14 protein-coding genes are annotated in these 13,834 nt (G+C 72.0%); 8 read left to right on the top strand and 6 right to left on the bottom strand.

Annotation, left to right across the window (positions count from 1 at the left end):
• Positions 1-64 precede the first annotated feature (64 nt).
• On the top strand, positions 65-1,051 hold the full coding sequence (locus tag ACZ6S0_RS41020) for an acyl-CoA dehydrogenase family protein (RefSeq protein WP_465924727.1): 987 nt from the start codon (positions 65-67) through the stop codon (positions 1,049-1,051).
• Positions 1,052-1,078: 27 nt separating this feature from the next.
• Here the strand turns inward: ACZ6S0_RS41020 and ACZ6S0_RS41015 are convergent, their stop codons facing one another.
• Positions 1,079-1,561 (bottom strand): hypothetical protein, encoded by a 483-nt coding sequence (locus ACZ6S0_RS41015; RefSeq protein ID WP_465924726.1) that lies wholly within the window; start codon positions 1,559-1,561, stop codon positions 1,079-1,081.
• A 93-nt stretch (positions 1,562-1,654) separates the two neighbouring features.
• Here ACZ6S0_RS41015 and ACZ6S0_RS41010 point away from each other — a divergent pair, with 93 nt between their 5' ends.
• From ACZ6S0_RS41010 to ACZ6S0_RS40985, 6 genes are read left to right on the top strand one after another with little or no spacing between them, the layout of a single operon-like run.
• On the top strand, positions 1,655-2,767 hold the full coding sequence (locus ACZ6S0_RS41010; RefSeq protein WP_465924725.1) for an LLM class flavin-dependent oxidoreductase: 1,113 nt from the start codon (positions 1,655-1,657) through the stop codon (positions 2,765-2,767).
• The gene (locus ACZ6S0_RS41005; RefSeq protein WP_465924724.1) at positions 2,767-3,882 is read left to right on the top strand and encodes a hypothetical protein; all 1,116 of its coding nucleotides are present in this window, start codon (positions 2,767-2,769) and stop codon (positions 3,880-3,882) included. The genes ACZ6S0_RS41010 and ACZ6S0_RS41005 overlap by 1 nt, the downstream gene beginning before the upstream one ends.
• 29 nt (positions 3,883-3,911) lie before the next feature.
• Positions 3,912-5,453, top strand: coding sequence for an AMP-binding protein (locus ACZ6S0_RS41000; RefSeq protein WP_465924723.1), 1,542 nt, complete (start codon positions 3,912-3,914; stop codon positions 5,451-5,453).
• Between the two features lie 41 nt (positions 5,454-5,494).
• Positions 5,495-6,697 (top strand): class I adenylate-forming enzyme family protein, encoded by a 1,203-nt coding sequence (locus tag ACZ6S0_RS40995; protein WP_465924722.1) that lies wholly within the window; start codon positions 5,495-5,497, stop codon positions 6,695-6,697.
• A gap of 9 nt (positions 6,698-6,706) precedes the next feature.
• Positions 6,707-8,008: an FAD-dependent oxidoreductase gene (locus ACZ6S0_RS40990; RefSeq protein WP_465924721.1), complete on the top strand. Its 1,302-nt coding sequence runs from the start codon at positions 6,707-6,709 to the stop codon at positions 8,006-8,008.
• Complete coding sequence (locus tag ACZ6S0_RS40985) at positions 7,992-9,155, top strand: DUF6986 family protein (RefSeq protein WP_465924720.1); 1,164 nt, start codon at positions 7,992-7,994, stop codon at positions 9,153-9,155. The genes ACZ6S0_RS40990 and ACZ6S0_RS40985 overlap by 17 nt, the downstream gene beginning before the upstream one ends.
• Before the next feature lie 12 nt (positions 9,156-9,167).
• Here ACZ6S0_RS40985 and ACZ6S0_RS40980 read toward each other — a convergent pair whose 3' ends face one another.
• From ACZ6S0_RS40980 to ACZ6S0_RS40970, 3 genes are all read right to left on the bottom strand, one after another.
• The gene (locus ACZ6S0_RS40980; protein WP_344883124.1) at positions 9,168-9,848 is read right to left on the bottom strand and encodes a copper homeostasis protein CutC; all 681 of its coding nucleotides are present in this window, start codon (positions 9,846-9,848) and stop codon (positions 9,168-9,170) included.
• 134 nt (positions 9,849-9,982) lie between these two features.
• Positions 9,983-11,143, bottom strand: coding sequence for a hypothetical protein (locus ACZ6S0_RS40975; RefSeq protein ID WP_465924719.1), 1,161 nt, complete (start codon positions 11,141-11,143; stop codon positions 9,983-9,985).
• Positions 11,140-11,640, bottom strand: a complete 501-nt coding sequence (locus ACZ6S0_RS40970; RefSeq protein WP_465924718.1) for a SigE family RNA polymerase sigma factor — start codon at positions 11,638-11,640, stop codon at positions 11,140-11,142. The genes ACZ6S0_RS40975 and ACZ6S0_RS40970 overlap by 4 nt, the downstream gene beginning before the upstream one ends.
• A 56-nt stretch (positions 11,641-11,696) precedes the next feature.
• On the opposite strand from ACZ6S0_RS40970, the gene ACZ6S0_RS40965 reads away from it, so the two are divergent.
• Complete coding sequence (locus ACZ6S0_RS40965) at positions 11,697-11,885, top strand: hypothetical protein (RefSeq protein WP_465924717.1); 189 nt, start codon at positions 11,697-11,699, stop codon at positions 11,883-11,885.
• Here ACZ6S0_RS40965 and ACZ6S0_RS40960 read toward each other — a convergent pair.
• Positions 11,882-12,484 (bottom strand): GNAT family N-acetyltransferase, encoded by a 603-nt coding sequence (locus ACZ6S0_RS40960; protein ID WP_465924716.1) that lies wholly within the window; start codon positions 12,482-12,484, stop codon positions 11,882-11,884. The genes ACZ6S0_RS40965 and ACZ6S0_RS40960 overlap by 4 nt on opposite strands.
• A 205-nt stretch (positions 12,485-12,689) precedes the next feature.
• Positions 12,690-13,427: a GntR family transcriptional regulator gene (locus tag ACZ6S0_RS40955; RefSeq protein WP_344883102.1), complete on the bottom strand. Its 738-nt coding sequence runs from the start codon at positions 13,425-13,427 to the stop codon at positions 12,690-12,692.
• Positions 13,428-13,834: the final 407 nt, after the last annotated feature.

Genomic DNA, 13,834 nt, shown 5'->3' with positions numbered 1-13,834 from the left:
TCCACAAAAGGCAAATTTCGGTCATCCATATGCTAACAAGCAATCGCTTGGTTAAAATGCTTCCGTGGCACTTGCCGATGACCTTCGCGCCGTCGTCCGAGCCCATCTCGCCGGGCGGCCCGGCGCGACGTGGCGGGAGTTCTCGCGGGACGTGGGGATCGCGGGGCTGCTCGTCCCCGAGGAGTACGGCGGGGCCGGGTGCGGCCCGGCCGAGCTGGCCGCCGTCGCGGAGGAACTGGGGCGGGCCCTGTCGCCCCACCCGTTCCTCCAGACGGCCGTGATGGCGGTCGAGGCGCTGCGCGCCTGCACGGAAAGCGACGGGGCGGACAGCGATGAGGCGGGCGACGAGGCGGGCGCGGTGCTGGCGGAGCTGGCCGACGGGGCCGTGACCGCGACCGTGGTGCTGCCGGGGGACGGGGAGCTGCGGCTCACGGGAGACCGGCTGACGGGCGAGGTGCCGTACGCGCTGGAGGGCGAGCTGGTGCTCCTCTACGCGGGCGGGGCACTGGTACGGGCCGTGCCGTCGGAGCGGACGGCGTACCGGACGATGGACGAGAGCCGCCCGCTGCAGCGGCTCGCCTTCCACGACGCCCCGGCACGGCGGCTGGGCGACGGCACGTCGTGGGCCCGCGTGCGCGACATGGGGATCGCGGCGCTGGCGGCCGAGCAGGTGGGCGGGGCGCAGCGGTGTCTGGACCTGGCGGTCGAGCACGCCGGGCGGCGGCACCAGTTCGGGCGGCCCATCGGGTCGTTCCAGGCGATCAAGCACAAGCTGGCCGATCTGCTGCTGCTGGTGGAGTCGGCCAGGTCGGCGGCCGGGGCGGCGGCCGGGGACCCGGTGGCCGCGGCCGTGGCGGGGTCGTACTGCACGGAGGCGTATCTGGCGGCGGCGGGCGAGAACATCCAGGTGCACGGAGGGATCGGGGTGACGTGGGAGCATCCGGCGCACCGGTATCTCAAGCGGGCCGCCTCCGACGCCCAGCTCTTCGGTCCGCCGCAGGCGCACCGGGCTCGGCTGGCGGCGTACGTGTTCGGCGAGGACGCGCGATAGCGCCTCCCGGCCCCAGGCCGGCCGGGGTCAGCCGCCGAGCAGCTCTTCCCAGGGGTGGCGGGCGTTGGTGCGGCGGGTGGTGTCGAGGGCTTCGGTCAGACGCCAGAAGCCGGCGCGGTCGCGCATGCCCGCCCGCCCCAGCGGGTCGATCGCGCGCAACTCGAAGCGGACGCCCATCACGTCGAGCACCGCCGAACGCTCGTCGCCCGGCCCCGCCGGGGTGACCAGGCAGCCGTCGTGGTCGGGGTCGCGGACCTGGTCGGCCAGCAGGGCGGCGACCTCCGAGGCGTACGGGCCGTCGCGCCACTCGATGTGCCAACTGTGGTCGGAGCCGCGCCACCACGTCAGGTCGCGGCACGACTCGGCGAATTCGGCCTCGGTCGCCAGCGCGGCCATCACCCGGCCGAACGCCTCGTACCTGCGGGCGCTGGTGAGCGAGAGCTCGTCGCCCTGGTCGGGGACCGTGCCGCCCTTCGGCCGCCGCAGCGTGTGCTTTCGCTTCACGAGCATCACTTTGATCGCCGCCTCGCCCTTCCCGCAAGTCTTTGCCGCTGATACGCTCTACCAAGCGAGCGCTTGGTTTCCTACTTCGCCGGAGGCGCGATGACGTCCCTACGGATCAGCCTGGGATATGAGCTGGAGGTCCGCGGTCGCACCCGCGAAGTGGAGCAGCAGGCGTTCCAGAACGTGATCGACCAGGTCGTGCTGGGCGACCGGCTGGGCTACACCGCGGCCTGGTTCGTGGAGCACCACTTCACCAGGGGCTTCTCCCACTCCTCCGCGCCCGATCTGGTCCTGGCCGCCATCTCGCAGCGCACGGAGCGGATCCGCCTGGGGCTCGGGGTGGTGCTGCTGCCGTTCCAGTCCCCCGTCCGCACGGCCGAGCGCGTGGCCACGCTGGACGTGCTCAGCGGCGGGCGGGTCGACTTCGGCACCGGCCGTGGGGCCTCGCCCCTGGAGTACCAGGCGTTCCAGCGGCCGTTCGAGAGGTCGCGGCAGATCTGGGAGGACTCGCTGGAGGCCACGCTGGCCATCTGGCAGGCCGACGGAGAGCCCGTCAGCCGCTCGAACGAGTTCTTCGAGATCCCCGACGTGGCCGTCTACCCGCGCCCGGTCCAGCACCCTCATCCACCGGTCTGGGTGGCCTCCACCTCGCTGGAGGGCTACCTGGCCGCGGCCAGGCACGGCTACAACCTGCTCGGCATGACCATGCTCAAGGGCATCGACGACGTCGCCGCCGACATCGCGAAATACCGGGAGTGCCTGGCGGAGCGGGGTTTCGACCCCGACTCCCGCCGCGTCGCGCTCATGATCCCCTGGTACGTCGCCCCCACCCGCGACGAGGCCATCGCCACGGCCGCCGACCCCGTCCTGTGGTACATCCGCCGCCAGGTCAACCTCGTCACCCCGCCCGGCTACTACGACGCCCGCCACGCCACCCACCGGGTGCTCGGGCAGCTCGCGGCCGGGCTGCCGCCGGAGGAGTCGATGGCCACGCTGCGCGAGCACCTGATGGTGGTGGTGGACGACGTGGAGGGCTCGCGCAAGGCCCTGGCCAGGATCGCCGAGGCCGGGGCGACGGACCTGATCATCCAGGCGCAGGTGGGCGGGCTGGCGCACGAGCGGGTGTGCGCGTCGATGACGTCGTTCATGAGAGACGTGTCCATGAACGGCACGATCACGAGCGACCCCGTGACGAAGGACGTGATGAGCTGATGGCCCGCTGGCTGACCCGGGACGACCTCGGGGCCGCCGGCGGCTCCGCCACCGGACTGCTGCTCGTCTCCCCCGACGCGGCGAGCGTGTTCCCGCTGGGGCCGGACGACCGTGCGGCGGCGAGCGCGCTCACCGCGGCGGCGCTGCGGGAGGCGGGGGTCGGCGGGCGCGACCGGGTCGTGGTGGCACTCGCCGAGCCGGCCGGCGCGCTGTGGGCTGCCGCCGCGGCGGACGTGGCGGAGGCGGCGGCGAGCGTGGGTCCGCGCGGCCGGATGCGCCTGCACCACGCGCTGTCCGCGCTCAGAGCCACCACGCTGGTCGCCACCCCCACGGGGGCGATGGACCTCCTGGCCCGGCTGCATCTGGAGTTCCTGCTGGACCCGCTGGACCTCGGGCTCGGAACCATCGTCCTGACCGGCGAGATCGCCTCCAAGCGCACCTTGCGGCACCTGGCGCAGGAGTTCGGGGCCCAGGTGACCGAGGTGCTGTCCGACCCGTTCTGCGGCGGCGCCCTGGCCTGGCGCGCGGACGAGGACGACCCGCTCCGGCCGCTGGCGGACGGCCTGCTGGGGCTGGCCGCCCTGAACAAGGACACCGCCGCGGACCCGGCGGCCGATCAACCCGCCGCGGACCCGGCGGCCAGCCAACTCGCCGCGGACCTGACGGCCGGTCCGGTCGAGTTGGTCGTCACTCCGCGCGCCCACGCCACGCTCGGCGACGCCGTGCTCAGGACCGGCCTGGTCGCCCGGCCGGACGGTCCCGGCCTGCCCGCGCCGGCCCACACGGTGGGAGAGCACGTACTGGTGAGGGGCGTGTGGCTGGCGCTGCCACGGGTGGACAAGGCGCTGTCGCGGGTCGACGGCGTGACGGGGTGGGAGCTGACCGTCGGCCGCCAGGGGACGCTGGACACGGTGGTGCTGACGGTGACGTTCGGGCGGGAGAGCCTGGTCGGCAACCCGATGTGGAAGGCGCGGATCGAGCAGGCCGTACGCGCCCTCACCCCCGTCTCGGTCACCGTGGAGATCGCCGGGGAGATCTCCGAGACCCCCTCCCCCGGCGCCGTGAACGACCTGCGCGGCCACCACCTCGGAAGGGACCGGGCGCTCATCGCCTAGACGCTCACCAGCGACGCAAGGGGCAGCCGATGGGATCGATGCCGGACTGGGGGACGCTTCCCCGGATGCTGCACGACCAGGCCGCACGGCACCCGGACGACACGGTCGTCGCCGAGCCGGGAGGCACCCGCCTGACGCTGTCGGAGCTGCGGACGGCGGCGTCCAGGATCGCCGGGGGCCTGATCGCGCTCGGCGTGGCCCCCGGCGACCGGGTGGCCGTGTGGGGCGTGAACTCGGCGTCCTGGGTGGCGCACGCGTTCGGGATCTGGGACGCGGGCGCGGTGATCGTGCCGCTGTCGGCCCGCTACAAGGGGTTCGAGGCGGCCCAGCTCATCGAGAAGACGCGGGCACGGGTGCTGGTCACCGGCGCGGGGCCGTCGGAGGCCCCGCTGGCGGACCTGCTGCCCCCGCTGCCCACCCTGCGGCACGTGCTCAGGCCGGGCGCGGCGGGCCTGTCCGATTTCGGTGCCGGGGTGCCCGCGGCGGAGGCGGAGGAACGGGCGCTCGCCGTGCGGCCCGAGGACCTGTGCGAGATCATGTCCACGTCGGGCACCACGGGCGTGCCCAAGGGCGTCATGCTCGACCACCACCAGGTCCTGCGCGGCTACTGGGACTGGTCGGAGATCGTCACGCTGGACGAGCGTGACCGGTATCCGGTGATCGCCCCGTTCAACCATGGGTTCGGGCTGAACGCCGGGCTCGTCGCGTGCGTGCTGCGCCGGGCCACGATGCTGCCGGTCCCGGCCCTCCCGCCTGACGCGCTGATGTCGCTGATCTCCGCCGAGCGGGTCACGGTGCTGGCCGGGCCGCCCACGCTGTTCCACCGGGTGCTGGACGAGCTGGACCGGGGGGCGCGTGACGTGTCCTCGCTGCGGGTGGCCATCTGCGGGGCCGCCGCCGTACCGGCCCGGCTGATCACCCGGCTGGTCGAGCGGGTGGGGCTGGACCGCGTGATCAACGCGTACGGGCTGATGGAGGGCACGGTCGTCTCGATGACCAGGGAGGGCGACCCGATCGACGTGATCGCCGCCACCACGGGCAGGCCGGTGCCGGGCATCGAGGTCAGGATCGTGGACGACGACGGCGCCGAGGTCGCGCCCGGCCGGCGCGGCGAGATCCTGCAACGCGGCTACGGCGTGATGCGCGGCTACTGGGGCGAGCCCGCCAGGACGGCCGAGGTGATCGACGCGGACGGCTGGCTGCACACGGGCGACGTGGGCGTGCTGGACGAGGCGGGCAACCTCGCGATCGTGGACCGCAAGAAGGAGCTGTACATCGTCAACGGCTTCAACGTCTCCCCCGCCGAGGTCGAGTCGCTCCTGCTGCGCCAGGGCTCGCTGGCGCAGGCCGCGGTGATCGGCGTGCCCGACCCGGTGTCGGGCGAGGCCGGGCTGGCGTACGTGGTCGCGCGGCCGGGCGTGCGGCCCCCCGATCCCGCCGCCCTGCTCGCCTGGGCCAGGGACAACATGGCCGGGTACAAGGTGCCCAGGCGGGTCACGGTGCTCGACTCCCTGCCCACCAACCCCAACGGCAAAGTCGACAAACAAGCCCTACGCCACAAGGCTGGATGAACGAGTAGCGTGGAGGGAGGACCTTCGCCCCGGGAGCTGCCATGTTGCGCCTGCTTGCCGGTGAGGCCGCACGGAGGTTCGGGGGACGCGCCGCTGTGGTCACCGGCGACACCTCGCTGTCCTTCGCCGAGCTGGACCGGCTCTCCGACCAGGTCGCCGCCGGGCTGGCCCATCGCGGGGTGCGCATCGGCGACCTCGTGGTGCTCGCGCTGCCCGACGGGCCGGAGTTCGTGATCTGCTACGTCGCGGCGGCCAAGATCGGCGCGGTGACCGCGGGTATCGGCACCGCGCGCGTGGAGCTGCTCGGCACGCTCGACCCGGCCCTGATCGTCACCGTTCCCGGCCTGCTGCCGCCGCTGCCCGGGGTCGACGTGGTGACGCTGCCCGTCGAGCGCGACGGACGCGGGGCGCGGGCGTACGACCCGGCCCTGCTCACCGGGTTGCGCAGGAACGAGCCGCCGCCCCCGCCGTTCCCGCCGGACCCGGCGCGGCCGGTCGTGATCACGTTCACCTCGGGCAGGACGGGCCCGCCGAAGGCCGTGGTGTTCGGCAACCGCCAACTGGAGGCGATCCGGGCCCACGGGGCCGGCACGCACTGGGGGACGCAGCAGGGCACGGGTGAGGCGCGGCTGGTGCCGTACCCGCTGGGGCGGCTCGGGTTCGCCACCCGCCTGCCGGTGTTCCTCCAGACCGGGCGGACCTGCCACGTCGTGCCCGAGTGGAGCCCGGAGGCCGCCCTGCGGGTGATCCGCCGGCACGGGATCGGGGTGTTGCAGGGGAGCCCGTACCAGTTGGCGCGCATCCTGGAGGACGGCGAGGACCTGCCCGGCCTGGCGCTCGTCCTGTGCGGGGGCGCTCCGGCCGCGCCCGAGCTGATCAGGGCATTGCGCGCCAAGTACGGCGTGCCCGTCTGCAACCGCTACACCTGCACCGAAGCCGGGCTGGGCATGGGCACGCGGCCCGACGACCCGCCGGAGACCGCGGAGGTGAGCGTGGGCAGGCCGCGCGGCGGCGTGGACGTGTCGATCAGAGATCGCGAGGGCCGTCCGCTGCCCTGCGAGGACCCGGGCGAGGTGCTCCTCCGCTCCGACGCGGTCATGAGCGGTTACCTTGGCAGGAGCCCTGATCGCGCGGTGTTCGCCAGGGACGGGTTCATCCGCACCGGCGACCGGGGATACATCGATCACACTGGCCGGTTGCATCTGGTGGGACACGTGGCCCGTGTACCACAATCACCGGCATAGGGAGGCGGCGTGACGTTGCACGTGGCGGTCATCGGGTCGGGCCCTGCCGGGATCTACACGGCGGAGGCCCTGGTGAAGCAGTCGGCCGAGCCTGTCGCGGTCGACGTGCTCGAACGCCTGCCGACCCCCTACGGCCTGGTCAGATACGGCGTCGCACCCGACCACACGTCGATCAAGTCGATCGCCAACTACCTGCGCAGGGTGCTGGAGCTGCCCGAGGTGCGCTTCCTGGGCGGCGTCACGCTCGGCGCGCACCTGTCGGTCGAGGATCTCCTGGGCGCCTACGACGCGGTGGTCTACTGCACGGGCGCGATGGTCGACAGGAAGCTCGGCATCCCCGGCGAAGACCTGCCGGGCAGCGTGGCGGCGACCGACTTCGTCAACTGGTACTGCGGGCATCCCGACGTCGATCCCGGCCGGTTCACGCTCGACACCTCCGAGGTCGCGGTGATCGGGGTCGGGAACGTGGCGGTCGACGTCGTACGCGTGCTCGCCAAGACCGCGGACGAGCTGCGCGCCACCGACGTGCCCCACGAGGTGCTCGAACGCCTCGGCCACAGCCAGGTGAAGGCCATTCACATGGTGGGCCGGCGAGGGCCCGAGCACGCCAAGTTCACCCTGAAGGAGCTGCGCGAGCTGGGCGAGCTGGCCAACGCCGACGTCTGCGTGCGCCCCGAGGAGGCCGTCGTGCTCGGCGGCGACTTCCCCCGCCAGATCCAGGGCAACATCAAGGTCCTGCAGGAGTGGGCGGGTCGCGAGCCAGTGGGCCGCCCGCGCCGCCTCGACGTACGGTTCTGGCTGCGTCCGGTGGAGATCCTCGGCACCGACCGGGTCGAGGGGCTCAAGCTCGAACGCACCCGCCTGGCCGACGACGGGCGCGTGGTCGGCACCGGCGAGTACGAGACGCTGCCGGTGGGCATGGTGCTGCGCTCGGTGGGCTACCAGAGCGTTCCGCTGCCCGGGGTGCCGTTCTCGGAGAAGACCATGACCGTGCCCAACGAGGCCGGGCGCGTGCGTGACCGCGAATACGTGGCGGGCTGGCTCAAGCGCGGGCCGACCGGGGTGATCGGCACCAACAAGTCCGACGCGGCCGAGACTGTCCGCACACTGCTGGCCGACCTCGGCGGCAGGCCAGGGGCCGGGCGCCACGGCATCGACGCGCTGCTGGCCGAGCGCGGGGTGCGGCCGGTGACGTACGAGGAGTGGCGGGCCATCGAGGAGGCCGAGAGCGAGCTTGCCCGCACGCTGGGCCGGGGCGAGCGCGTCAAGCTGGTGGGGTTGGAGGCCATGCTCCGTGCGTCACGTCCCTGAGGGGTTCGAGCGGGCGTACCGGGTGCAGCAGGCCCGCTTTCCCGCCGTCGATCCCGCCGCGGAGCCGGGCTGGCAGCCGGTGCACACCGTGTACGTACCCGCCGACCGGTTCTCCGCGCGTACCGTGGCCGAGTGGGGCGATCAGGCGTCGTCCCTGGTGAAGGCGCATCTGGCGGGGCCGGACGAGCTGGCGGAGGTCTTCGGGGTGCCCGCGCCGCTGGCCGCCGGCGTGCACGACAGGGTGGTGCGCAAGCTCGCCGCGGAGCCCGTGGAGGACCTGCGCGTCGACTTCGAGGACGGCTACGGCGTGCGGCCGGGGGCCGAGGAGGACGGGCACGTCGAGCAGGCCGCCGACGCGGTCGCCGCGATGCACGCCGCCGGGACGCTGCCGCGGCGGTGGGGGCCACGGGTGAAGTCGTTCGCCGACGGAGATCCCGCGCGGTCGGTGCGGACGCTGGACGGGTTCCTCGCCGGGGTCGTCGCCCGGGTGGGCGAGCTGCCCGAGGGCTTCACGGTGACGTTCCCGAAGGTGCTGATGGAGGCGTACCTGGGGCAGTTCGCGGGCGTGCTGGCGGAGCTGGAGGCGCGCTTCGGGGTGCGGCTGCGGTTCGAGATGCAGGTGGAGGCGCCGCAGACGCTGCCGTTCCTGCGGGGCGACCTGAACGAGTCGCTCGGCGGGCGGCTGGCGGCGGCGCACTTCGGGGTCTTCGACTACACCGCCGCGATCGGGCTGCCGCCGCACGAGCAGCGGCTCGACCATCCGGCCTGCGACCACGCGCGGCACGTCGTGCAGACGGCGTTCGCGGGCACCGGGGTGGAGCTGTCCGACGGGTCGCTGGCCGCCGCACCGGCCTCCGATCGGACGGCGGACGTCCACGGGCTGTGGCGGCGGCACGCGGAGCTGGTCCGCCACTCGCTGCGGCACGGCTTCCACCAGGGCTGGGACATGCACCCGTCGCACCTGGTCAGCCGCTTCGCCACCGTCTACGCCAGCCACCTGGCCCGCTACGACTCCTACCGGGAGCGGGTGCGGGCCTGGGAGGAGCGGCGACCGGCCGAGGGCGGCGTCATGGACGAGCCCGCCACGATCCGCACCCTGGCCGCCGCCCTGCGTCGCGCCGACGCGGCACTCGCCCTGCCCGAGTAGCCCGGGGCCGCGTCAGTCGCGCTCCACCAGCGAACGCCACTGGCGTACCAGGCCCGGCTCGACCGGGTCCGACCAGCTCGCCCGTACGGCCGACCCGACGTGGAAGGCGCGCACGCCGTAGTCGAGCAGCGCCGGCACGTGGGCGGGCCGCAGGCCGCCGCCGGCCAGCACGATCGACCCGTCCCCCGCGTCGGCCCGCGCCTTCAGCACGGGCAGCCCGTCGCCCACGCCGGTGGGTGCGCCCGAGGTGAGCACGGTGGCCAGGTTGGGCAGCAGCCGTACGGCCCGCCAGGCCGCCTGGACGTCGGCGGCGTGGTCGACGGCGCGGTGGAACGTCCACGGGAGCGGGGAGACGGCGTGGATGAGCGCCTCGGTGGCCGCCAGGTCGACCACGCCCCCGCCGTCGAGGAACCCGAACACGAAACCCGCCGCGCCCGCCTGCGCGAGCGTCTTGGCGTCGCGCCTGAGCCGGTCGAGCACATCGGGATCGGCGAGAAAGTTGGCGTCGCAGCGGAGCATCACCATCTGCGGGAGAGGGCATTCGGCGGCGATCTCGGCGACCGTCTCCGGGGAGGGGGTCAGCCCGTCTGCCGCCATGTCGGCCACGACCTCCAGGCGGTCGGCGCCGCCCTGTTCGGCGGCCACGGCGTCGCGCACGTTGAGCGCGATCACCTCGAGCAGGGATCCGGTCATGGAGGAGAGGTTATATGGTGATCTGCGCCTTTGCGTCCGAAAGTGTCGTGCTGCCCATGAGGAAACAGCGGCCGCTGTGGCTACCGGGGAGTTCGGCGGGGACGCCCCCGATCTACCGTCCCCGCCCCGATGTCTCAGCGGGTGGACTCGTGGTCCTCGCGCCAGAGTTCCGCGCCGTCCTTGTCATATCCGACGATCCTGAAGTCTTCCGCGTAGATGTCGTCGGTGCGGTCCTGCGTTCCGGCGAACATCCGGAAACCGCCGGCCTTCCACGGATCGGGCACGGTGGCGGCGCTCACTGAGGTGCCGTCCTTGAAGACGAGCGCCACGCGGTGGGTCTTCGTGCTCACGATGCCGAACCAGTGCTCCTTGTGCTCACGGAACTCCACGTTCATGGGCTTGCCGCCCATGTCGATCAGCGGCCGGTCGGGACCGCCGCTCTCGATCACCGCCAGGCCGGGCGAGAGGAGGTTGAGCCCCACCGCCTTCCCGTCCATTTTCCAGATCAGGGTTCTGTCGGGCGTCTCGTAGAGCCCCACGTCGAGCTTGCCGGGCATCTCCTTGGTGGGACCGACCGGCTTGGCGTCGGCCTCTGGCACCACCACGGGCTGTGGCGCGATCCGCTTGATCGTCTCGCCGTCGCCGCCCGCGAACTCGAACGCCGTCACCGTCTCGTCCGTGGGAACGGAGACCGTCCAGACGGCCTGAGGAGCGCCCTGCGGCGTCTGGAGCGTGCCGGTGACCCGTCCGCCCTCGCGGAGCACGGCCGTGACCCGGGACACCTCCGGCCGCGCGGTGCCGAAGTGCAGCACCTTTCCCGTGGCGGCAGGGGGGAACGACCCGGTGGAGCCCTGGACCGTGGCGGTCTCGCCGTCGATCGGCGCGCCGCTGCAGGACTTCGTGCTCCCGCCGGACCTGCTCATGTACTCCGTGCAGAAGCCGCTGGCGCCGTTGTCCGCCCTGGCGAACCAGAACGAGATGGGACGCTCCTCCGAGGGGTTCTTGATCGTCAGGCGCTGCCCGACGGGGGTCATGTCCGAGATGCGGTTCCACTCGGGCGCGGAGGTGGCGACGCTGGCGACGTCACCACTCTCTCCGATGCCGCCGGTGGCCAGCAGCGCGACCGGCGCGGCGATCGCGACCACGCAGATGCCCGACACCACGGCGTTCCTGCGCATCCTGCGCCGCCGTGACCGGGACACCAACTCCGCGGAGAACTCTGTCGGGGCCTGTGGCGCGCGCGTGGCGGCGGTTCCGAGCGTCGCGCGCAGGCGGGATTCCAACTGGTCGGTCATGCGGGGCTCCCGTTCATCTGTGAGGGGCTGGGCAGGACGGTGCGGAGCTTGGCCAGGCCGAGGGAGGCGTGGCTGCGTACGGTGCCCCGGGAGATGCCGAGCACGTCGGCGATCTCCGTGTCGGACAGGTCCTCGTAGTAGCGCAGCACCAGCACGGCCCGCTGCTTGCGCGGCAGCGTGGCCAGCGCCTGCCACAGGCCGTCGTCGCTGTCGGAGGGCGGTGTGTCGGACCAGGCCGCCTCGGGCAGCGCCCAGTCCGGCCGCTCACGCCTGCGCAGCCGCCACGTGCTGATGTGCAGCCTGGCCATGATCATCCGGGTGTAGCTCTCGGGCGCCTGTTTCCGCCGTACCCGCGGCCACGCCTGATGCAGCCGGATCAGGGCCTCCTGCGTCAGGTCGGCCGCGTCGTGCGGGTTGCCGCTCAGCAGGTAGCCGTAGCGCAACAGGGCGTCGGCCCGTTCCGCCACGAACTCCTCGAAGCGGGGATCGTCTTCCAATGACCTGTGCCTTTCCTCGTTCCGTCGGGGGATAGACGGCCCGAGCGGCCGAACTGTTGAATGCGGGACCGGCCGCCAGGACGATCGGGATCCCGCCGAGCCCGCCCGGCGGCGCCCGGCGGGGTCACCTGACCGACGTACGGCGCGGTGAGAAGGGTGTCGAGGTCGTCTTCACCAGGCGACCCGCGACACCCTTCGCGATCTCCGCACTCCTGGCCGCGGCGGCTCAGGACCTGCCCGTCTAGGCGCCGATCAGTTCGGCGATGGTCAGGTCGCGGAACACCGTGGTCGTCACGTCCTCCGACGGCCGCTCGAAGAGCGCCCCGGACGACCGATGGGGCAGGTCCACCGTGCGGACGTGGCGGAACCCGCGGGTCCGGTAGTAGTGCTGCAGCCGCGGGTTGCCCTTGGCGCAGTCGAGCCGGAGCCAGGGCAGCCCCGCGGCGTGGGCCGCGGCGCAGGCCCAGTCCAGCAGGGCGTCACCGAGGCCGAAGCCCGACCAGGGACGGGCCACGGCCAGTTTGTGGATGTAGAGTGCCGCCCCCGGATTGTCGCCCGGAGTCCAGAACTCCGGGTCCGCGTGGTCGTCAAGGGCTATCGTGGCCACCGGAGGGGCCGATTCGTCGGGGTCCAGGTATCTCAGCTCGTCGTCCAGCAGGAACAGCACCCGCTCCTCGATGAGCGGCTCGATCCGCTCGGGGCCGAACCCGCCACGGGGCCACTGCCGCACCCCTCGCGAGTAGAGCCACTCGGCGGTGTCGGCGAGCAGCGTGAGCACGCCGGGAAGGTCCGATGATTGCGCTCTGCGGAGGGAGAGCGGGTGCAGCAAGGTGGTGGTGTGCATAAGTCGTACCCTTCGTTGCGATGGGTTGCAGCGCAGACACATAGCGTGAGGACGCAATGTCGCGCAGAGGGCGAAATATGGCCATAATCCGAAAAAACTGGATAAATGGCGATTTAGGGGAGTATGCACGACTCCCCTAGGCCAGCGAGGCGGCTATTTCTCGCTGCGCCCGGCCGGCGGGATCACCCCTTCACCCACGAACTCGTCAGCGGCGATCGAGTTCGTATCTGATCAGATGTTTGTCGGCTGGCAACACCGACACGGCGACACGCACAGGCATGTCGGCCCCGTCGTAACCCACTCGGACATAGACCATGACTGGCGTGCCGAGTTCGAGTTGGAGGCGCTCGGCCTCCTCTTGGTTGGGCATCCGCGCCCAGATGTCGTCGATGACGCGGACCTGCGCATGGCCCAACTCTTCCAGCACCCGATTCGCCCCTCGCGCGATGTCTCCGGGCCTGGCGATCTCGGAGTCGGCAACCAGATCACGGGGGAAGTAGGAATCATTGGTGTTGTACGGCTGGCCGTCCACGAACCGCAGACGACGCCTCACCACCGCCAATTCACCGTCCGCCAGTTCCAGCCTGCTGGCGATCTCCTCGACGGGAGACACCGTCAGCACCTCGATGTACTGGCTGGGCGCTCGGCCTTCCTGCGCGACGGCGTAGGCGAACGCCTCGCGCAACTCCCCGCTGGATTGCGGCTCCAGCTCCCGCTGCGGATAGATCAGCAGCGGTCTGCGGTCTCTGACCACGGTTCCGCGCCGCGGCGTGCGCGTGACGAGTCCCTCGTTGACGAGTTCCCCGAGGGCCAGCCTCACCGTGTTCCTGCTCACCCCATGGTCTTCCATGAGCTGCGCCTCGGTCGGTAGCTGTGCCCCGGGGCCGAGGACACCCGAGTAGATGGCTCGTCGCAACTCCGAAGCCACCTGCTGATACAGCACCGACCTTGCCACTTTCACCCCTTTTGTTCCAACAATTTAGACGATCTGGTTCTAGCAGGCCACAACCCCTTGACCAAACCGCCCCGACCGGCCCATCATCCATTCGTTGGTACAAATCCATCTAAAGGCCGGTGAGGGGGTGAAGGCCAGTGTTGCCGGTCCGCACGGGTACGCCATACCTGCCCTGGCATGACCCTCGCGAAGCTACGCGTCTACTGCGTTACGCGTCGCCTCGCGTGCGATCGACCCACACCTACCAGAGCATGTCCAACGGCGCCTCCGCGCAATCGGTGTTGACTGAGCTGACCGTGTGGTGCGATGACGGATCCTTTGTCGCGAACGAGGAGGGTGACGCCCCCGTCACGCGCCCCATTGATGACCCGGTCGGTGCAGCTCGACGCATCACC

The organism is Nonomuraea sp. NPDC051298 (genome assembly GCF_055586305.1).
The sequence above is the reverse complement of the archived record's forward strand: the minus strand, read 5'-3'. Positions and strand labels throughout refer to the sequence as shown.